The 18,693-nt window shown below is 49.7% G+C and carries 19 protein-coding genes and 2 tRNA genes; 12 read left to right on the top strand and 9 right to left on the bottom strand.

Going from position 1 to position 18,693, the window contains the following annotated elements:
• Positions 1-59 precede the first annotated feature (59 nt).
• The gene (locus Q0W37_RS02750; protein WP_297698542.1) at positions 60-893 is read left to right on the top strand and encodes a pyridoxamine kinase; all 834 of its coding nucleotides are present in this window, start codon (positions 60-62) and stop codon (positions 891-893) included.
• A 6-nt stretch (positions 894-899) separates the two neighbouring features.
• The gene (locus Q0W37_RS02745; RefSeq protein WP_297698540.1) at positions 900-1,331 is read left to right on the top strand and encodes a thioesterase family protein; all 432 of its coding nucleotides are present in this window, start codon (positions 900-902) and stop codon (positions 1,329-1,331) included.
• 168 nt (positions 1,332-1,499) lie between these two features.
• On the opposite strand, the gene Q0W37_RS02740 is transcribed toward Q0W37_RS02745, so the two are convergent.
• Positions 1,500-2,924: an aldehyde dehydrogenase family protein gene (locus Q0W37_RS02740; RefSeq protein ID WP_297698537.1), complete on the bottom strand. Its 1,425-nt coding sequence runs from the start codon at positions 2,922-2,924 to the stop codon at positions 1,500-1,502.
• 111 nt (positions 2,925-3,035) lie between these two features.
• On the opposite strand from Q0W37_RS02740, the gene Q0W37_RS02735 reads away from it, so the two are divergent.
• The 6 genes from Q0W37_RS02735 (at position 3,036) to Q0W37_RS02710 (ending at position 8,610) form a co-directional block, all read left to right on the top strand.
• Positions 3,036-3,551 carry a gamma carbonic anhydrase family protein gene (locus tag Q0W37_RS02735; protein WP_297698535.1) on the top strand — a complete coding sequence of 172 codons (516 nt, stop codon included), beginning with the start codon at positions 3,036-3,038 and terminating at the stop codon, positions 3,549-3,551.
• Positions 3,552-3,558: 7 nt separating this feature from the next.
• A complete protein-coding gene (locus tag Q0W37_RS02730; RefSeq protein ID WP_297698533.1) occupies positions 3,559-4,521 on the top strand; it encodes a diacylglycerol kinase family protein in 963 nt (320 codons plus the stop codon).
• Positions 4,521-5,624, top strand: a complete 1,104-nt coding sequence (locus Q0W37_RS02725) for a UDP-3-O-(3-hydroxymyristoyl)glucosamine N-acyltransferase (RefSeq protein ID WP_297698531.1) — start codon at positions 4,521-4,523, stop codon at positions 5,622-5,624. Before Q0W37_RS02730 ends, Q0W37_RS02725 begins: the two co-directional genes overlap by 1 nt.
• Positions 5,625-5,846: 222 nt before the next feature.
• Positions 5,847-7,112 carry a cellulase family glycosylhydrolase gene (locus Q0W37_RS02720; protein ID WP_297698529.1) on the top strand — a complete coding sequence of 422 codons (1,266 nt, stop codon included), beginning with the start codon at positions 5,847-5,849 and terminating at the stop codon, positions 7,110-7,112.
• 39 nt (positions 7,113-7,151) lie between these two features.
• Positions 7,152-8,150 carry a UDP-3-O-acyl-N-acetylglucosamine deacetylase gene (locus Q0W37_RS02715; RefSeq protein WP_297698527.1) on the top strand — a complete coding sequence of 333 codons (999 nt, stop codon included), beginning with the start codon at positions 7,152-7,154 and terminating at the stop codon, positions 8,148-8,150.
• Complete coding sequence (locus Q0W37_RS02710; protein ID WP_297698526.1) at positions 8,119-8,610, top strand: 3-hydroxyacyl-ACP dehydratase FabZ family protein; 492 nt, start codon at positions 8,119-8,121, stop codon at positions 8,608-8,610. Before Q0W37_RS02715 ends, Q0W37_RS02710 begins: the two co-directional genes overlap by 32 nt.
• A gap of 168 nt (positions 8,611-8,778) precedes the next feature.
• Here the strand turns inward: Q0W37_RS02710 and Q0W37_RS02705 are convergent, their stop codons facing one another.
• The 3 genes from Q0W37_RS02705 to Q0W37_RS02695 form a co-directional block, all read right to left on the bottom strand.
• On the bottom strand, positions 8,779-9,372 hold the full coding sequence (locus Q0W37_RS02705; RefSeq protein WP_297698524.1) for an L-threonylcarbamoyladenylate synthase: 594 nt from the start codon (positions 9,370-9,372) through the stop codon (positions 8,779-8,781).
• Positions 9,373-9,439: 67 nt separating this feature from the next.
• The gene (locus Q0W37_RS02700) at positions 9,440-10,225 is read right to left on the bottom strand and encodes a hypothetical protein (RefSeq protein ID WP_297698522.1); all 786 of its coding nucleotides are present in this window, start codon (positions 10,223-10,225) and stop codon (positions 9,440-9,442) included.
• A 10-nt stretch (positions 10,226-10,235) separates the two neighbouring features.
• Positions 10,236-11,246, bottom strand: a complete 1,011-nt coding sequence (locus Q0W37_RS02695) for a hypothetical protein (protein ID WP_297698520.1) — start codon at positions 11,244-11,246, stop codon at positions 10,236-10,238.
• A gap of 126 nt (positions 11,247-11,372) precedes the next feature.
• Here Q0W37_RS02695 and Q0W37_RS02690 point away from each other — a divergent pair.
• Positions 11,373-11,445 (top strand) — tRNA-Lys (locus tag Q0W37_RS02690).
• Between the two features lie 64 nt (positions 11,446-11,509).
• Positions 11,510-11,583: transfer RNA gene (locus Q0W37_RS02685), tRNA-Pro, on the top strand.
• A gap of 358 nt (positions 11,584-11,941) precedes the next feature.
• Here Q0W37_RS02685 and Q0W37_RS02680 read toward each other — a convergent pair.
• The 4 genes from Q0W37_RS02680 to Q0W37_RS02665 all read right to left on the bottom strand — a co-directional run bounded on the left by Q0W37_RS02680 (position 11,942) and on the right by Q0W37_RS02665 (position 15,846).
• The gene (locus Q0W37_RS02680; RefSeq protein WP_297698518.1) at positions 11,942-12,898 is read right to left on the bottom strand and encodes a hypothetical protein; all 957 of its coding nucleotides are present in this window, start codon (positions 12,896-12,898) and stop codon (positions 11,942-11,944) included.
• A 99-nt stretch (positions 12,899-12,997) separates the two neighbouring features.
• Positions 12,998-14,329 (bottom strand): methylenetetrahydrofolate--tRNA-(uracil(54)-C(5))-methyltransferase (FADH(2)-oxidizing) TrmFO, encoded by a 1,332-nt coding sequence (gene trmFO / locus Q0W37_RS02675; RefSeq protein ID WP_297698516.1) that lies wholly within the window; start codon positions 14,327-14,329, stop codon positions 12,998-13,000.
• Entirely contained in the window at positions 14,329-14,784 is a 456-nt protein-coding gene (locus Q0W37_RS02670; RefSeq protein ID WP_073322735.1) for a hypothetical protein, read from the bottom strand. The genes trmFO and Q0W37_RS02670 overlap by 1 nt, the downstream gene beginning before the upstream one ends.
• Before the next feature lie 9 nt (positions 14,785-14,793).
• Positions 14,794-15,846, bottom strand: a complete 1,053-nt coding sequence (locus Q0W37_RS02665) for an IMP cyclohydrolase (protein WP_072978933.1) — start codon at positions 15,844-15,846, stop codon at positions 14,794-14,796.
• 110 nt (positions 15,847-15,956) lie between these two features.
• Between Q0W37_RS02665 and tsaA the strand changes: the two genes are divergently transcribed.
• On the top strand, positions 15,957-16,694 hold the full coding sequence (gene tsaA / locus Q0W37_RS02660; protein WP_367186226.1) for a tRNA (N6-threonylcarbamoyladenosine(37)-N6)-methyltransferase TrmO: 738 nt from the start codon (positions 15,957-15,959) through the stop codon (positions 16,692-16,694).
• On the opposite strand, the gene Q0W37_RS02655 is transcribed toward tsaA, so the two are convergent.
• A complete protein-coding gene (locus Q0W37_RS02655; protein ID WP_297698510.1) occupies positions 16,672-17,874 on the bottom strand; it encodes a sialate O-acetylesterase in 1,203 nt (400 codons plus the stop codon). The two genes, tsaA and Q0W37_RS02655, sit on opposite strands and share 23 nt — an antisense overlap.
• Before the next feature lie 235 nt (positions 17,875-18,109).
• On the opposite strand from Q0W37_RS02655, the gene Q0W37_RS02650 reads away from it, so the two are divergent.
• The gene (locus Q0W37_RS02650; RefSeq protein WP_297698507.1) at positions 18,110-18,637 is read left to right on the top strand and encodes a hypothetical protein; all 528 of its coding nucleotides are present in this window, start codon (positions 18,110-18,112) and stop codon (positions 18,635-18,637) included.
• The last annotated feature ends 56 nt before the right edge of the window (positions 18,638-18,693 follow it).

The raw sequence follows: 18,693 nt of genomic DNA, 5'->3' as shown, positions 1-18,693 counted from the left end.
AACATCGTAAATATAACTTAATAAGAAAAAAAGGGAAACATCAATTCTATATTTGGGCTATGTACAGGCGAGTCCTTACGATTCAAGATATTTCGTGCTTTGGACAGTGTTCCCTTACGGTGGCACTTCCGATTATTTCTGCGTGCGGTGTAGAGACTGCGGTGCTTCCGTCGGCGATTCTTTCGACCCATACGGGCGGCTTTACGGGCTGGACTTTCCAGGACCTGACCAAAGAAATGTTGCCGATCAGTGAACACTGGCGCGTGGCCGACATCCGCTTCGATGCTTTCTATACCGGTTATTTGGGTTCTATCGAACAGATTAACATGGTTCAGCACATTATGGACACGAATGGTGTCGATGGTGCGATTCGGGTGGTGGACCCTGCCATGGCCGACAATGGGGCGCTTTACCCCGGCTTTAATATGGAATTTGTCGCTGCCATGAAAGATCTGTGCGCTCAGGCCGATGTCTTGCTTCCGAACATGACCGAAGCCTGCATGCTTACCGATACAGAATACAGCGAAAACATTGACCGCGAAACAGTTGAAACGCTCTGCAAAAAGCTCTGCGAACTGGGGACCAAGTCGGTCGTGCTGACCGGTGTCGGTTTCCGCGCGGGTTACACGGGCGTGATGCTTTACGACGGTAAGGATTTCTGCTACTACGAGCACAAGAAGATTACCAAGGGCTTTAACGGCACGGGAGACTGCTACGCCTCGGCATTTGTCGGTGCCATGTTGCGTGGACGTTCCATGGTCGACGCTGCCCGGATTGCAGCAGACTTTGTGCTGGAATGTATCGAAAAGACGTACGAAGACAAGTCTCACTGGTATGGCGTCAAGTTTGAACTTGCGCTCCCGAACTTGATCAAAAATTTAACAGACGAGTAGGTTCTTATGGCGATTGCGATGGTAGAAACGGTTGACCCGATGCAGTTTACGCAGGTGTTCAAGGTGACGCCCGAAATGATTGACGACAATCATCATTTCAACAACGTGTGGTCGGTGCAGTGGATTCAGGATATTGCGATTGCCCATTCCGATTCTGTGGGCGGTACCGAGCTGATGCGCAGCCTCGATGCGGGCTGGATGATTCACGTTCAGCACGTGGAATACAAGAACCAGGCGTTCCTTGGCGACGAAATTCGCGGAACCACGTGGGTGGCCGCGTATGGCAAGGTCGTCAGCTTGCGCAAGTGCCGCTTTGAACGCGTCTCCGATGGCAAGGTGATTTTTGAATCTGAAACGCAGTGGGTTCTTGTTGATATGAAACGCGGACGCCCCATGGCCATTTCTGACGAAATGAAGCGCCTTTACGTCGGGCTCTAAAGAACGGAGCTTCGCACCTACAGACGAGAGACTAAAGACGAGAGAACGTTCGCAAGCTCGCTAACCGAAATAAGGTCCCTGAGCCTGCCGAAGGGCCGTGAGGTATGAGGTGTCAGGTTACAGGTGTCATCCTGAGCGAAGCAACGAAGTTGCGAAGTCGAAGGATCTCTAGCTGAGAAATTTCTTTGCAATCCTTTGTATTCTGGCACGGAGACTTTTTTCGTTGTCCTGGTGGTAGGGTGGATAAAGAAAATTCATGGCGTCGAATGCGCCCTGTTCCATGATGTTCCTTTCGTGGCTGAAGCTCTTGAAACCGTAGAATCCGTGGTAGTTTCCGGTGCCGCTCATGCCGACTCCGCCGAACGGGACCGACAGATTTTCAATTTGCAGAATGCAGTGGTTGACGCAGGTCGAACCCGATGTGGTTCGCTTAATGACTTCGTTGATTTTTGATTCCGAATTTCCGAAAACATAGAGGGCGAGCGGTTTGGGGCGAGCTTGCACGAACTGAATAGCTTCGTCGAGTGAGTCATAGGCGATTATCGGGAGAATCGGTCCGAAAATTTCCGATTCCATAATCTTCATGTCGGCTGTGACGCCAGTGAGCACGGTTGCTGGCGTGTAGCGGTTCTGAACGTCTATTTCGGCGAAGGTTCCGCCGATAACCGCTGTTGCGCCTTTGGTGAGTGCTTCGTTGATAAGAGCCTGGTGGCGTTCAACGGCATGATGATCGACAATGTGTACAAAGTTTTCGCAACTACGGCGGATGTCTTCCGTGGCTCCGTACATTTTGCGGATTTCTTGGGAGATGGCTTCCGCGAGCGGCTGTACTAATTTTGCTGGACAAAGTAAATAATCGGGAGCGATGCAGGTCTGGCCTGCGTTCAGGCACTTGCCCCAGGCGATTTTTTTGGCTGCATCGTTGATTTTTACATCGTCTAGAACGATTACCGGCGATTTACCGCCGAGTTCGAGCGTAACACTTGCGTGAACCTTGGCGGCTAGCTCAGCCACATGAGCGCCAACCTTCGGACTGCCCGTAAAAAACACATGGTCGAAGGGGAGCGAAAGCAATTGGTCTCCGAGTTCCGCTCCTGCACCTAATACTACGGCAACTTCGTTCTGCGGAAAAACCTCTGCGATGAGCGATTCGAGAAATTGGGCGACATTCGGAGTCTTGTGGCTCGGCTTTGCTATCACCACGTTTCCGGCAGCGATAGCAGCAACAACCGGCGAGATGAACAATAAGAAGGGATAGTTCCACGGGGCCATGATCAGGACGCGCCCCTTGGGCTCGAAATGGCTTCGACTATGGTTTAACGGAAACAGGAAACTCCAGCTGCCGTCCTTGTCTTCCATCCAGTCGGGCAGGTGCTTTACGGCATAGTCGATTTCTTGAAGGGAGGGGTAGATTTCGCTGAGCCAAGCTTCGGTCTTGGGCTTATGAAAGTCGGCCCAGATGGCGTCGTAAAATTCTTGCTGACGTTTAACGATAGCCTTGCGGAGTTTCTGGAGCTTCGCGATGCGTTCCTCGGCAGATGTTTTTGCCACAACCCAACGGTTTTCACCTTGCAAATCAAAAAGATTTTTCAAATAATCGTCCATAACGAAAATATAAGTTTTTTGTTGTAACAAACTCAACTTTATTTGAACGACTGGGGGCAGACCTATGACTTTGTCTGTCTTTTTTTATAGATTGTAGATATGGCTTCTTTAATCGAATACAAGGGCAAACGCCCGGTCCTGGGGGAACGCGTTTTTATTGCAGATGGCGCGAAGGTCATTGGTGATGTAGAAATCGGCGACGATTCCTCGGTGTTCTACAATGCGGTTATACGAGCAGACCTAGCCGAAATTCGAATCGGCAAGCGCACCAATATTCAGGACAATGTGACGATCCACCTCTCTACGGGGGTGGGCGTACATGTGGGTGACAACGTGACGGTCGGTCACAATGCGATTTTACATGCCTGCGATGTCGATGACAATGTGCTGGTGGGCATGGGCGCTATTCTTATGGATGGTGTGCATATCAAGTCTAACAGCGTGGTGGCTGCCGGTGCCGTAGTGACGCAAGACAAGGAATTTCCCGAAGGAAGTCTGATTGTGGGCACTCCAGCCCATGTGGTGCGAGAACTTACCGAAGACGAAATCCGCAAGTTCCACGAAAACGCGGAACACTATTTGATTGTAAAAGATGAACTGATGAAAAACGTCTGAGGTGTTTGTGTATAAGTTTGTTTTTCTCATTAACCCGATTAGTGGCGGTGGCCAGGGCAAGGTGATTCACCAGTTCTTGCCTGAAATTATGGCATCCTTGAATTACACGGATGACCAGTGGAAGGCTGAATTCACGAATATCGATGGTCTAGAAAAACAGATTAGCGATGCTCTTGCCAACACCGAAAAACTGGTGGCAGTCGGTGGCGACGGTACGGTGTCTTCTGTCCTTTCGGTGATGGTGTCTTCGGAATATGCAAAGTCCGTCAAAATCGGACTGATTCCGCTGGGTACAGGTAACGACCTTGCCCGTGTGCTGAACCTTTACAAGCCTTACGTAGACAAGGGCCTTTTGTTCCTGGTGCGTAGGCTCTTGCAGGCAAAGGCGCGTCCTTTCGATATTTGGAAGGTGAATGACAAGATTGCCTTTGCGAACTATTTTTCGGGTGGAATCGATGCCCGTATCGCTCACGACTTTAATCACGCTCGTGCTTCGGGTGAATTCAATTCGAATTCCGTTGTCGTGAACAAGCTGCATTACGTCAAGAGTTTCTTTGCTGATCGTTCGTATCACCTGAAAAAAGGAAAACTTTCCTTTGTTGATGCCGAGGGCAAAAGTTGGCAAAAGCTCTTGGATGGGCACCGCACGGTGATTGTCGGAAATATTCCGAGCTTCGCGAGCGGCGCAAACCCCTTCTATAAATCCGACATGGCAGACCGCTTGCTCGAAATTGTTTGTGTGCCGAACATGTTCATGTTCCTTTTGGCAATTGCCGTGGGAACGGTGCCTGTTGTGGGCAATTTCGTCAAGAAGCATTTCCTCAAAACGCATAAGGCGCGTTCGATTGAACTTGAATTCGCCGAAGATGAATTCTTGCAACTCGATGGCGAAGACTTAAGCGGAAAGTTGGGCGGACATGTGAAGATTGATTTCGCTTGTCAGGTGCAGATTATGGCGCTGGGGGATTGATGTTCTCGGTCAGCGCTTCGGAAATAATCGATTACCTGCAAAATGAATGTCACATAGAATGTCGAACTCTGCGAAAGTCGCCGGATGATGCCCCGTTGACAGGTTTTGCGGCTCTCACGCAGGCCCGTGAAAGTGATGTCAGTTTCTGGGTCGGTCGAGTCGAAAGTGTAACCCATGCGAACGGACCTTCGAATAATGAGTTGAGCCGTGTGGCTGCGGGCCTTCTGTTTGTTCCGGAAACGGTACAGTCGAATGTGTCGGAAAATGACGATAAATCGAAAGCGATTGATGCGACAATAGACGTCGCGTTATTGAATCAGTTTCCGCAAGTCAAAAATATTGTTGCCGTGGCTGAACCCTATCACGCGATGGTGAAGTTCCTGGAACATTTTGAAGGTGACGGTTTCCGCGAAAATATGGAAACCGGAGTGCATTTTGATGCCGGCATTGGTTTCGGCGAAAATGGTCCCTGGATTCACCCCACGGCAGTCGTCGAGGGCTTTGTCGACGAAGATTGCTTTATTGGCCCCGGTTGCGTCGTGATGCGTGGCGCAAGCGTCGCGCGAGGCTGCCGACTGGAATCGAACGTGACGATTTACCCGAATGTAATCGTGGGCGAGGGCTGCATTTTTCAGGCGGGCGTTGTCGTCGGTAGTCGCGGATTTGGATTTTACGAACATGAATGCGAACGCCGAATGGTGCCGCATTTTGCGGGAGTCCGCATCGGAAACCGCTGCAGTTTTGGCGCAAATACGGTCGTCGCGGCAGGCTTCATTTCTCCGACAACCATCGGCGATAATTGTCACCTGGATTCCATGGTGCAAATTGCGCACAACTGCGTTCTCGGAAACAACATTTTCATGGCCTCGCAAACGGCTCTCGGCGGCACAACGATTCTCGAAGACGGCGTACAATTCGCTGGCGGCGCAAAGGCTGCTGGGCACCTAACCGTCGGCAAAAATGCGATTGTAACCGCTAAAGCAGGCGTGACCAAGAGTGTACCCGCAGGCAAGACCGTTGCAGGATTCCCCGCGATTGACATTGACATCTGGCGTCGTCAAATGGTTGAACTCCGCGTCATGGCGAAGAAAAAATTGAAGTAGACTGAAGGAAATGACACGAATGTGTCATCCTGAGCGAAGTTTTCAATAAGGTCTCTCGGCAGATTACTTACAAGTCATCTGCCAAATGATTTGATGCTTGAAATTTTGCAAATAAAAATTTAAATTGTAGTATACGGAATTGTCTTTCTCGCGAAAGACCTTCCTACGTCATCCTCGCGAAGGCGAGGATCTTTTCTGCATTTAGAATCCGAGAACCTCCTTATGAAAAAAAATTCTGTAGAAAAACACGTCGCTAATTTGCTGAAAGCAAGTGTGGCAATCGCTATATGCGTGTTTTTTGCCGCTTGTGGCGGTGATTCCAGTAGCAATTCTGGAACGGGTTCGGAATCAGCCGTTTCTTCGGAAACAGAATCTTCGTCGTCATCAAGTGAGGAATCACTGTCAAGTGTTGGATTCACATCTAGTTCGTCATCATCAATTGATACTTCCTATATTCCTGTAGCAGTGGACTATACCCTTGGTAGGACGATGAACAAGAAATTGGGCAGGGGAATAAACTTGGGGAATTCCTGGGATTCTGATGGTGATGATGATAGTGGCTGGAGTAACCCCATACGTGATGAATATTTTGCAATTATCAAGGAGGCTGGATTCAATTCCGTTCGTATTCCTGTCCGCTGGCAAAATAACTCTGACTATTCCACACACACCGTTGACCCGAACCGATTAAATGGAGTTCTAGAAGATGTACGGCTTGCCATAGCAAATGATCTTGCCGTGGTGATAAACTTTCACCATTATGTTGAATTGAATTGTGCGGGTGGTAGCCAAGGTTCAAATGGAAATTGCACCTATAATGAAGCAGATTATTTAGCTGAAAAGGAACACTTTATCGGCTTATGGAGTCAGGTCGCTACAGCATTGAGCGAATTCCCTGACGATATGGTTGTTTTGGAAATTTTGAATGAACCGACTATTCCTGATGCAGAGCTCTTCAATCAACTGATGAATGATGCCTACCAAACCATTCGAACTTCAGCCCCTGGCAAGACCATTATGTTTGAATCTTATCATGCCGCAGATTTTTTATCCCTGAAGAAATTGACGCTCCCTCAAGACGGAAACATCATTTACAGTGCTCATTATTACGAGCCTTATGATTATACCCATCAAGGACACTATTATAATTGCAAAGGTGACACTTTGTATGCCAATACCGCTGATGTTGATTTTGGAACATATGTAGATTTAGCCCAACGACTTTATCCCGACATAAATGGTGTGGATCATGTTCCTTTAAATGTTGGTGAATTTGGTGTTTCTGGGGGCTCCGCTTTTTCCCCATGTGACGAAAAATCTCCTAGTGACAGTTTGAAAGCACTATGGGCTCAGCAAACATCACAAGCTGCAATTGCTAATGGAATGTCTTTTCATTACTGGGCATTTGGCTATGTTGGTGGATTTAATGCCTATGATATCGCAAATAAAACTTGGTATCCAGGTTTTCCCGATGCGTTGTTAGAATAAAATATTATTTTCTATTTTGTAGCCGAAATGAGTGGCAATTTGATTTTTAAATCGCGTAGTTTAAGTTTTGATGAAGTTTCGCTTTCTGTCGAGCCGCTGGAAAAGGACCCGCAGAAGGTTCCTTTCGTGGCGTGGTTCGTGGGTGAAAAGCTTTTTTACCGCAGCGATGCGTATCATTGTTTTGAAGAACTTGAATTTTTTGCGAAGCGAACTGCCGGCTATAGGTTGAATGAGTCTGCGGCTGGTTCTGCGGCGGGGGAGGCTTCGCTGCAGTTGCTTTCGCCGGAGCACTTGGCTCCCGTGTTCCTGATGTGGCCGCACCGTCGCTTTAACGTGCGACTTTCCGATGCGACTAAGCCTGAAGTCCCGATGATGGACGGTTCTGCAATTCCGTTCTTTTGCGAAATGCGTAAATTCTGCGGAGCGCCCGAAGAACTCGTCTTTTACGATGCTCCCGTGCATGCCGAGTGGGACTTGCCGTTGCAAGGTGCTAGGTCCCTGAGCTTGGTTGGTGAGCACGGTCGAACCATGCCGAAGGGCGTCGATGCTGCTGTTTACGGTCATGTCCGCATTACGCCAGCCGAAACCTTCGAAGTTGAATATGTGCTGGACCGCAATGCCGCCCGTGACGGTTACGACCTTAAGTCGGCGGCGTCCGTCTCCATTTATTCGCCCGAGAACTTGTACCAAATTTTCATGGCGCGCACCTTCATCCATCAGGTAGAACTGGAGCGAGCCCGTGCGGCAGGCCTCCTCGCAGGCGTCGATGAATCCTGCGGATTACTACTCGATGATAGTTTGTGCGTTGAAAAATTGTGTGAATGTCGCAAAAATACTCCGTCAACGTCGCCAAAATTTCGCATCGCGAATGAACCTGCGATGCATAAAATACTAGATTTGATTGGAGACCTGAGTTTTATCTGTCCGGCCCTTCCGAGGGTCAGAATCGAAATCACCAACGGTGGGCACGTGTCCCATCGGCAAATTATGGAGAAAATCATTCCTTATGTCCATGCTGGAATCTTTACCCAAGTCTAATGTCGCCGGAATCCTCTACGATGCCGAAGTCGTTCACGGCGTTCTTCCGCAAAAGGCCCCGTTCGCCTTTGTCGATGAAATCTTGAGCCTCGACGCCGAAAACATGGAAATCGTTGCCAAGTGGCACTTGACCGGCGAAGAAGGATTCCTCAAGGGACATTTCCCGGGCAATCCTGTGCTCCCCGGCGTGATTCAGATTGAATCCATGGCCCAGGCCGCCACGCTTCTCACCATGATCGGTCGTGAAGCCGAAACTACGGGCAAGCGCCCTGCTTTCATGGGTGTCGAAAACTGCCGTTTCCGCGCTCCGGTGATTCCGAAGGCCGAAATCGTTCTGAAGGCCAAACTCATCATGGCTCGCCACGGCATTTACAAGTACAGCGGCGAACTCCTGACTGTCGACGCCGAAGGCAAGGAAACGCTCTGCACCAAGGCTGACTTCAGCGCCGCCATGGTCTAAGTTTCTTGTCTGCAAAAGATTCCCGACCGAGTCGGGGATGACATCACTAGAATCCATAAAAGCCGGGTTAAACCCGGCTTCTTTCGTTTCTGTCACGCTTGGGCTTTATCCATTCTTCAAGCTTGACTTTTTTCATCGTGTCATGCCCGCGAAGGCGGGCATCTTTACTTACGGGTCTAGCAGTTCGCCACGAATCACTTCGATCTGGTCGCCAATCAAACTGATGATGTTGGTCGGATTGATTTCGATGGGGCCGCAGTCGACCATCATGTCGACAGAATGCTCGAAGGTTTTCCAGATTTCATCTGGCTCGTACATTTCCTCTTCGGTGAGCTTAGCTGCTGTACTCAGAATCGGCTTGTCGAAATGTTGGAAAAGTTCCTTGAAGAACGGGTGCGTCGGCATTCTCACGCCGATTTCGGGGCGCTTGACGTCCAGACGGCGGGCGATGTGCGGGTCGGCGGGCAAAATAAACGTGTACGGCCCAGGTACGCGCGGCTTCATGATGTTGAACGCAAAGTTGTCTACGCGGGCGTAGTCGGTCGCCTTGCGGATGTCCGGAATGATGAGCGCCATGAAGAATTTCTTCATCGGCTTCTTGAGCGCGTAAAGCTTGTGGATGGCCTTGGGCGATTCGGCGTTACAGCCAATCGCATAACCAGATTCAGTAGGGTAGAGAACAAGGCCGTCGTCTTCGAGGGCGGCCGCTGCAAGCTTCACGATTCGCGCTTGCGGATTAACAGGATGAACTTCAAAACGCATGGCGATAATATAAGTAAAAATAGCCGAAAAAGCAACCTAAAGATTTATTGCGTTTTACCGCCATCATCTATAGGGAAATCTCCTTTAGGTATTGCTCGGATAGCTTGGAAAGCGAAGTAGCCTTATCCCGTTTAAAGTCTCGGGCTTTACCGCGTTTGTCTAGCCCCAGGAATTTCGGAATCATGGTGGGGTGTCGTAGCGTGAAACCGGTGAGGCTCGCTGCCGGGAGACTCTTGTAGTAGATTTCCCAAAGGGGTTTGACGGCGTTATTTTTCTTCAGGAACTCACCGCTACACACTTGTTCGATTCCGTTTTTATTTTGGATGCCGGTCACTAGATACGGAACGTTGAACATCTTTCCGCCAGCATGTGCCATTCGAAGGGTGTAATCCAACAACCTAAATTCGGGCGGCAATTCGAGATCAAAAAGTCCCGTGCGTTGAATAATGCGGCTAGAATATACGCCAATCAAGGGGTTGGAAGCGGCCACAAAACGCATCTTTTCGTTTTCGGAAATTGAGGCAAAGCCTTTCGAACCGTTAAGCAACATCCCACCGAAAAATTTTCCGACAGCATTTTGGGCGTTGTCGTTTTGTTGGCTCGGTCTGACTCGCGGGGCAAAGGCATCGACCATCGGGAAACCTTCGATAACCTGCGCCAAATTGTTCAAGAATTCTCGGTCGATTGTAACAGCCGGGTGTGCAAAGACAACCCATTCCGCATCGATCTTTTGCAACGGGCGGTTCCAGTCGGAATCATGGAACCAGCCGAGTGCGGGGTCTTCAAAAGGCGGATTCCATTGTTCGAATTGCGGGCCGTTTTCTTCAAAAACAAAAACGTCAAATTGACGCATCGTATAACCGTCAGAAATTAACGCGCAGACCGAGTCTGTGTTCGTGACCCATACCTTCGGCAAGGTAAGAGAAGCTATAGTCCAGCGCAAACAAATCCATCGAATATCCGAGACCGGCACTCAACATGTGTGCGTTGTTAGTTTCGTCGGGGCGGTCTTCGGAGGCGTACAATTCCTTGAAGTCACGAATCAAGTCGAGCCAGGTACGCTGGAAACCAACGCGGGCAAAGAAATGTTCTCCAAGGGCGTATTCACCGCCAAGGCTTAAGAATGCTTCTTGATAGCGCGGAAAATCGCTGTCGATAAAAACGGTCAAGCGGGGGAGGAGGCTTGGTCTGAAAAAGGTTGCCACAGCAAATGTCTGCGACATCGGGTAGTACTCGTCGTTGTCATCATCGACATAGTCGCGCAAGAGACAACCAAAATCGCGAGCCATCAAAGCCAAGCCATAACGCTTGCTTTGGGATTGCCACGCGATACCCCAGTCAAAGGCTGCTCCCAATGCGGCGCGGTCGCCCGATTCATCGGTTAGCTTATCCGAGGCGAATTTAGCCGTGGCACCGAATCGGATATGTCTGAGAGGAAAGGAAAACGTAGCTGTTGCAAGCTGGCTAAAGGGTTCGTATGTCTTCCCCGTAGCTTCACCATATTCATCGTAACCGTCAATATTTCCGTAGGATTGCCAGTTGTAGGAAATTTGGAAAATGTACTTGTCGAAATGCCCTGTATAGAAAAGGCTTCCGACGTTGTCTGCCATATCGCCAGTTTGCCAATGGAAGGCCGCGATATGATCTTTATTTTCAGGTAAAATAATGGCGGCTGGGTTCAGCTGTGTAACGGTCGGGTCTGTCGAAAGACCTGCACCGGCAGACTTTTCGAGAGCGGCATTACGTGGGCTATCAAATGTATTGATGAATGAAAATACTTCTTGACCGGCATCGCCCTTTGTGAAATAAGCGTAGCTAAGGGCGGGGTATGCGAGTGTCGCCGTAACCGCTATCAAAAAGTATTTCAAATTCATGGTTGAAATTTACAAATAATGCGGGCGATATATGGGATTCTTTTTGAAAAAAACGATGTTTTTTTGCGATAAAATGGGGTTTCGCCTTTACAAAAGAAGAAACGTTTAATATATTTGGGTGCGTTCGGGCTACTAGCTCAGTTGGTAGAGCAACGCCCTTTTAAGGCGTGGGTCGAAGGTTCGAGCCCTTCGTAGCTCAGGAAACCGGCTCCGAATAAGAGTCAATCTTTTTCGGAGTCGGTTTTTCCTTTTAAATGAATAATCGGGGTGTAGCTCAGCCTGGTAGAGCGTCTGCTTTGGGAGCAGAATGTCGTCAGTTCGAATCTGGCTACCCCGATACAAAAAATGCGACCCCTTTGGGGGGTCGCTTTTTGTATCGTGCTAACGCCAGATCGAACTGACCAGTTCGACTAAAACCATCGAGAGCGAAGCGAACTCAGATGGTTTTAGGCCTTAACTTGAACGAAGTTCAAGTAAGCCCGAAGGGCAAAATGTGAAACGAAGTGAACATTTTGGCAATCTGGTTACCCCGATACACAAAAGGCCTCCCTATGGGAGGCTCTTTGTGTATCTAAGGTACGCCAGATTAGCTTCACCGAAGGTGAAGCCCGAAGGGCAAGCCGGGTAGTGAGCGAAGCGAAACCGAAGCCGGCGCAGCCATCTGGTTACCCCGATAATGCGGCGATGCCACTCTCTTAATCTAAAAGATCAGGCAACAAAATATCTGGATCGCCTGGCCTATTAACTCCAAGGTAGATTCCCCTCATCTGCATTTTCTGGGCCGTCTCCAAATCGCAAACCGCCAAGACTTCGGAACGGTCTATATAGGCTTCCTTGCAACCAAGTTCCAAAGCCATGCTTTTACAACCAAAGACCTTATCATCGCAGTACATTATCAAATCAAGGGTATAGTCCTCGTTCAAGTCTGATTCGCTTACAATCGTTCTTCGATGACCGGCCGTATCCGGATAGAATGCGTTAAAGAAGTCTGGCACGTTTGCCTTGAGTTCCGACTTGGTGATAGGAACCGCCGCGCGTACGGATTCAGCATCTATATCGCCATGTCTATCAGCATATTTGCGGTTGTATATGCCTATGGATGCCAGCTGGTCTATGTATGTCATGGTGAGCCCGCCCGGATTGCGTAGCAAATAGAAATCTCCATAAAAAGATTCCGTAGAATCGCTTCCGTCGTAGGCCCCGATAATCTGGCAACCGCCATACACATTGAATCGGTAGAAGTGTGCCGAATCAGCCAATCTTTCGTTCATGCCTACAGGGCATTCTTCTTCAATAAAGTTGGCGCATCGCCCGGTTTCGGGATTGCAAGCCTCGGCAATGTCGCAGAGTTCAGACCGGCAAATGCAGGCTCCATATAGGAACTTTCCTCCAGATGCGGTGCATGAATCTTCAAAAAACTCCGGAAGGGGCAGAAATTCGCTGCTGGAAGATTGATCCCCGAGCGATTCGCTGGAGGAACTAGTCTGTAAGTCGTTAGAAGAACTCAATTGTTGAATGCTAGAAGAACTAGTCAACGAATTGCTGGATGGTTCTGGCGGTGTATCGTCTGAAGCTTTGCTAACGTTGTCGCTGGAACATGCAATAATGCAAATTAAAGCGAAGGGTAGAACAATCCCGTATTTGAATTTCATAATTCCTCCATTATTAATGGAATATACCTTTTTAGGGGAGAATATGAAGGAAAAATGAAAATCAGACAATTTTTTGTGATTTGTCTGCTGTATCTAAGACTAGACTATCTTCCTATCCGCAATCCACTTTCGAACGGATTCTTCAGCGCGGGCGGCGAGAATTTCTTTCTTGTTCTTCTTCTTGAGCCCTTCGTGGTGAGGGAGCAGCCCGAAGTTGAAATTCATGGGCTGGAAGTCTTCGTTTTCTTCTACAAGGCGGTTCATCAAGGAACCGATGCAACTTTCGTCGGGGAGCGGATCGGCGTGCCCGTGCAGAATCGTCTGAGCCATGTTCCAGGCGGCATACCAACCTGTGGCCACTGCTTCGGTGTAGCCTTCGGAACCCGTAATCTGGCCCGCAAACCATGTCGGCGGAATGCCCTTGGCACATTCAAGATCGGGGCGCAGGCGGAGAGTCTTGTCCAGGAACTTGGGCGATTCAATGAAGGTGTTGCGGTGCATGCAGCCGAGGCGTGCGAATTTCGCATTGCGCAAGGCCGGCACCATCGTGAAGATTTCCTTTTGCGTGCCCCACTTGAGGCGCGTCTGGAAACCCACCATATTGAACAAGGTCTTTTGCTTGTTTTCGGCGCGGAGCTGGATGACGGCGTACCACAATTTTCCGTTGTTGCCGAGGCCAAGGCCAATCGGGCGCATAGGGCCGTGACGGAGAGTTTCGAAACCGCGGCGGGCCATTTCTTCTACCGGCAAGCAGCCTTCGAACAGTTCGTTCTTTTCGAACGGGCGAGGTTCCGTGCTTTCGGCTTCGCAGAGCTTGCGCACAAATTCAGTATAGGTTTCCTTGTCGAGCGGGCAGTTGATAAAGTCTGCCGTTTCTCCCTTTTCCCAGCGGTTGCGGTAAAAGGCGTGGTCAAAGTCAATGCTATCGGTCTCGACGACCGGAGCGATGGCGTCAAAAAAATGCAGACGGTTGCTGCCGAGGCGTTTGAAAATGTCATCGGCGAGAGCGTCGCTAGCCAAGGGGCCTGCTGCTACAAGAGTGGGGCAGTCGCCTTCGAGGCTCGTAACTTCTTCGCGGTGTAACGTGATGTTGGGTGATTCAGCAATCTTTTTTTCGACCGATTCGCTGAAAATATCACGGTTGACGGTAAGCGAGTCACCTGCGGGCACGGCCGCTTCGCGGGCAGAGTCCAACAGAAAGCTCCCGAGCATCGTGAGTTCCTGCTTCAAGAGACCGTGAGCAGATGTAATGCCCAACGCCTTGAAGCTGTTGGAACAAACTAATTGTGCCAAATGACCGTCCTTGTGGGCAGGGGTCTGCCGCACCGGGCGCATTTCGTACAAGTCCACCTTAAAACCGCGACTAGCCAGTTGCAAAGCCGCTTCGCAGCCAGCAAGGCCGCCACCAATTACACGTACGCGTTCATTCATTAGTTCGCTATCATCTTGCGGTAGCTTTTGGCATTCCCGATCCAGAGCTTTACGAGCAGTTCCTCGAGCGAGGCCGAAGTCACGTATTCCGGATCAGCATCCTGAATCTCGTCGGAAATCATGTTCGCCTGGGTCGGGTTCAGCATCCCGTAATAAAGCGCTTCCATAAGCTGCGAAAGGAACTCGGGCGACACGCGTGCCACATATTCCATATCGTTGAGTGGCGGAAGCTGGCTCTTGTCGGGGCTGAACTGGTCCAAGTTGTCCATGGTCCACAAATCAGCGGCCTTACCCATATCGGCGGTCATGGCAACACTCTTGATAGCGGAACGGTATTCGTCCCACTCTTTCGCGGTAGTCTTGCCTGCCTTGCGAATCTTTTTCAGGAAGGAAAGGACCGTGTAGTACAGGTCCTTTTCCCGCTGATTGATTTCCTTCTGAGAAGTTGGAACCATAGGCGACCCTTAGTGGCGGAAGTGCCTCATGCCGGTGAACACCATGGCGATGCCGAATTCGTCGCACTTCTCGATAGAGAGGTCGTCCTTCTTGGAACCACCCGGCTGCACGATATAGCGCACGCCAGCATCATGGGCGGCTTCGACGTTGTCCGGGAACGGGAAGAAGGCGTCGGAACCCATCACGACTTCGCCGAAGACCTTCTTTTCGAGGGCCTTGAGGCCGGCTTCGTTAATGCACTTGCCGTTTTCGTCAAAGAATGCCTTGGCCTCTTCCATGCGGGCGACGTTGTCGCGAACGCGCGGCTGGCAAAGACGGAGGTTGGAGTCAATGCGGTTCGGCTGGCCGGGGCCAAGACCCATCACCTGGAAGTAACCGGGCTTGTATTCGTAGCCCATCACGATGGCGTTGGACTTGGTATGCTTGGTGACGAGCCAAGTAAAGCGGGCGAGGTCTTCCTTGTTCTTCGGGAACTGGGCCTTGGTTACACATTCAAACTTTTCGTAGGTGTCCACGTCGCGGTCCTGAACGAGCATGCCGCCAATCACGTGCTTGTACACCTTGCAGTGCGTTGCCTTCTTGATTTCGCCCACTTCGAGGAGGCGAATGTCCTTGGACTTGTTCTTCAGGAATTCGAGAGCGTCGTCGTCGAATGCCGGAGCGAGCAAGATTTCCACAAAACGGCCCTTCAGGAATTCGGCGGTCTTGAGGTCCACCTTGCGGGTCACGGCGATCACGGAACCGAAGGCCGACACCGGGTCACCTGCCCAAGCGGCTTCCATGGCTTCACGGAGGCTTTCGCCGGTAGCAAGTCCGCACGGGTTCATGTGCTTCACGATTACGACGGCATTGCCTTCGCTAAATTCGCGCGCCATTTCCAGAGCGGCGTCAGCGTCTACGATGTTGTTGTAAGAAAGTTCCTTACCCCAGAGCTGCTTTGCAGTAGCGAGGCTTGCTTCGGTGCAGGTCGGGTCGCGGTAGAAAACGGCGGACTGGTGGGAATTTTCACCGTAGCGCATCGGCTTCGGGTCAACGAATTTCAAAACGAGTTCTTCGGACATAAGGTTTCCTTTGTTGTTTTACGACTAGAAATATAGAAAATCGACAAATTGAAAATTCAAGCATCCTTTGCCCTAGCCCCTCATTTTCTATATAATGGAGCGTGGAAAAAATAGATGAAATCACCTTCAAGTTTATCGCCCGCATCAAAAGCGATTTTCCCGACAAATTCGGGATTCCGCGCCAAAGTGGACTCCTTAAAAATCTGCGCTCTACAATTGTTTTTGAACCGGAATTTCGTAATGCCGATGCCTTGCGCGGGCTAGAAGGATTTAGCCATCTATGGATTCTGTGGATTTTTTCAGAAAACGTCCGTGACTCCTGGAAACCGACAGTCCGTCCGCCTAGGCTTGGGGGAAATACGCGGCTCGGAGTCTTTGCGACCCGTAGCAGTTTTCGTCCGAATCCTGTAGCCATGAGCTGCGTAAAAATCGAGAAAATCAACTTGACTGGGGAGGGGGCACCCACCATCGAGGTAAGCGGTGCCGACCTGATGGACGGAACACCAATCGTAGACATCAAGCCCTATCTGCCCTATGCGGACTCGATCGAGGGTGCGACAGGCGGCTTTGCCGAGGCTGTCCGTTTCAAGAAACTCGAAGTAAGTTTTGCGCCGGGAATTTTTGACGAACCCGACGATTCCAAATCTGCCGATTTGCACGATAGTGGGGCAAAATTCCCCGAACAAAAAATGGCAGCTCTCGTGGAGCTGCTTTCCGAAGACCCGCGGCCCGCGTACCAGAGGTCCGCCGACCGCATCTATGGCATCCGGTTCGCCGGTTTTGAAATCAAGTTCAAAGTCGAAAGCGAACACCTGACGGTTGTCGCTATTTTACCCTTACAGGCTTAATCGCCTTGAACGAGTCGCCCTTGACGGTAACGATATATCGTCCGGCCGGAATTCTACCAGCAAGAACGAGCGAATTGGTGCCGGAGTAGTTTCCGCTCAAATCAAGTACTTCCTTGCCGAGACTTGAATATATCTTGACCAGGAGCTGTTCCGATTTGGCGAGGTGTAGCTGAACGTCACCGCTTCTGGTAAACGAAATCGATCCACCTGCGAATTGTTCCTCCTTTGCAATGGCCATACCGTTTTCAGATGACGACGATCCGGTGTTAAGTGACGATGCATCGCTCGAAGAAGATTCCGTTTCGGAACTACTTGATTTTGGAGCAGAAGAAACCGGCTTCAGTTTATCGCCAAGAACTTCAATCATTTTTTCGGCATAACGCTTGCCAAAATCGCGGTATTCCTGCGAGGTAAAGTGAACATTCTGATTATCGCCCAGCGCTTGGTTAAAGCCTTCGGATGAAACGATATAGAAGTTACTCGACTGCTGTGGAAGCTTGGCGATATTGTCGTTTGCACCCTTGCTCGAACCGGTACGCAACACTTCGCCGGCAAGGAATGGAATATCGTTACCCAAGCCCAGGTCATTGATAATGTTGTCATAAACAGCTTTTACCTTGGAGGGCCACTGAAAGTCACCGACATCCGATTCGCCTTGGTGGAAGATTATGCCCTTGATGACGCCATCTTCCTGGGCTTTCTTGGCCATTTCAATCATACGGCCGTAGGGATTTCCGCCATAAGCGTTAATTCGCTGAATCATCCATCCTTGGCTTTGCTGCGAGGTTACATAGCTTGAATAGTTCGCCTTATCGAACAGCTTGATGCTGCAACCGGCAATCGCGACTTCGATGATGCCCACCTTAATCTGGGAATCGGTTTTTTCGACCATTGTGCGGCCGAAATAGTCTGCAGGACCAAGTTTTGCGCCTTGGCAATGGGCGAGCGGGGGAGTCGCCTTGGACCATAGTCCCTTGGAATGGCCCGCACAGTAACCGTCATCGGCAGCCCAAAGCACCTGAAATCGTTCATCGACAGTTTTGTCCTGGTTTTCGATATCGCCCTGACCTTCCATATTGGACTGCCCAAAGGCAAGATAAATATGAAAGTTCGGGTCCGGTTGTGCATTTACTTGTGAAAGGGCCATTGCAATTGCCGCTCCAAATAAAAACTTTCTCATAATATACTCCAAACAATAAATTTTGTACCCTGTCGCCTAAAATAATTTCATTTTTGTATAAAAAAGCAATTGTAAACGATAATATGTTGTTGCAAACAACAACGAGTAGGGTTTATTTAGAATAATCAAGACGATATTCACCTCAGAATCGAACGGATATATGGTAAATTTTTCATAGGAATCGAACAAAATGGCCTAGAATTACTTATATTCAACTCAAAACTAGAGGTTTACTATGAAAAATAAGGTGTTTATTGCTTTAGCTGCGGCCGTTGCTATGTCCGCACTGACTGCATGTGGGGATTCTTCCGGAAGTTCTGAACCGTCTAAGGCCGAAGCCTGCGCTCAGGGAATCTCCGAGGATTGCTTGGCTGGAACCTGGAGCTTGATTGGTCTTGCCAACAAGAATACCGGCGATATCTATCCCTATGCCGACTATAAGCAAGCCGGTAAGCAGCCTGGAAAGCTGATTTTCGACAAGGAAAAAAAGAAATTCGAAATGGACTTGCCCGTTGGAGTCTCGACCGTGGATCCCAACGACTATCCTATCTACGGGGATTGGAGCATTGCCGAAGGTGGCAAGCTTCACCTGCACATGATGACTACCGCCATCGAAGGTTTCAATTTCGATTTGACCCCGGTGATTAAGGTTGAAGGAAATATCGTAAGAATGACCTTTGACAGGCTTTTCTTCTTGGCTCCTGAAATTGACGACAGCCCGGCCAATGTCAACACGGAAGTGTACACCATTAGCGCTGAATAACTCAAATAAATTTTGATAGAAAATCCCCGGCAGTCCAAGAACTGCCGGGGATTTTT

The sequence above is a fragment of the uncultured Fibrobacter sp. genome (assembly GCF_947166265.1).
Classification (GTDB): Bacteria; Fibrobacterota; Fibrobacteria; order Fibrobacterales; family Fibrobacteraceae; genus Fibrobacter.
The sequence above is the reverse complement of the archived record's forward strand: the minus strand, read 5'-3'. Positions and strand labels throughout refer to the sequence as shown.

Bases quoted from the DNA above. Each gene is read 5' to 3' on its own strand.
- Q0W37_RS02750 (WP_297698542.1), top strand. From the start codon at position 60: ATGTACAGGCGAGTCCTTACGATTCAAGATATTTCGTGCTTTGGACAG.
- Q0W37_RS02745 (WP_297698540.1), top strand. From the start codon at position 900: ATGGCGATTGCGATGGTAGAAACGGTTGACCCGATGCAGTTTACGCAG.
- Q0W37_RS02735 (WP_297698535.1), top strand. From the start codon at position 3,036: ATGGCTTCTTTAATCGAATACAAGGGCAAACGCCCGGTCCTGGGGGAA.
- Q0W37_RS02725 (WP_297698531.1), top strand. From the start codon at position 4,521: ATGTTCTCGGTCAGCGCTTCGGAAATAATCGATTACCTGCAAAATGAA.
- Q0W37_RS02720 (WP_297698529.1), top strand. From the start codon at position 5,847: ATGAAAAAAAATTCTGTAGAAAAACACGTCGCTAATTTGCTGAAAGCA.
- Q0W37_RS02710 (WP_297698526.1), top strand. From the start codon at position 8,119: ATGTCCATGCTGGAATCTTTACCCAAGTCTAATGTCGCCGGAATCCTC.
- Q0W37_RS02705 (WP_297698524.1), bottom strand. From the start codon at position 9,372: ATGCGTTTTGAAGTTCATCCTGTTAATCCGCAAGCGCGAATCGTGAAG.
- Q0W37_RS02700 (WP_297698522.1), bottom strand. From the start codon at position 10,225: ATGCGTCAATTTGACGTTTTTGTTTTTGAAGAAAACGGCCCGCAATTC.
- Q0W37_RS02695 (WP_297698520.1), bottom strand. From the start codon at position 11,246: ATGAATTTGAAATACTTTTTGATAGCGGTTACGGCGACACTCGCATAC.
- Q0W37_RS02680 (WP_297698518.1), bottom strand. From the start codon at position 12,898: ATGAAATTCAAATACGGGATTGTTCTACCCTTCGCTTTAATTTGCATT.
- trmFO (WP_297698516.1), bottom strand. From the start codon at position 14,329: ATGAATGAACGCGTACGTGTAATTGGTGGCGGCCTTGCTGGCTGCGAA.
- Q0W37_RS02670 (WP_073322735.1), bottom strand. From the start codon at position 14,784: ATGGTTCCAACTTCTCAGAAGGAAATCAATCAGCGGGAAAAGGACCTG.
- Q0W37_RS02665 (WP_072978933.1), bottom strand. From the start codon at position 15,846: ATGTCCGAAGAACTCGTTTTGAAATTCGTTGACCCGAAGCCGATGCGC.
- Q0W37_RS02655 (WP_297698510.1), bottom strand. From the start codon at position 17,874: ATGAGAAAGTTTTTATTTGGAGCGGCAATTGCAATGGCCCTTTCACAA.
- Q0W37_RS02650 (WP_297698507.1), top strand. From the start codon at position 18,110: ATGAAAAATAAGGTGTTTATTGCTTTAGCTGCGGCCGTTGCTATGTCC.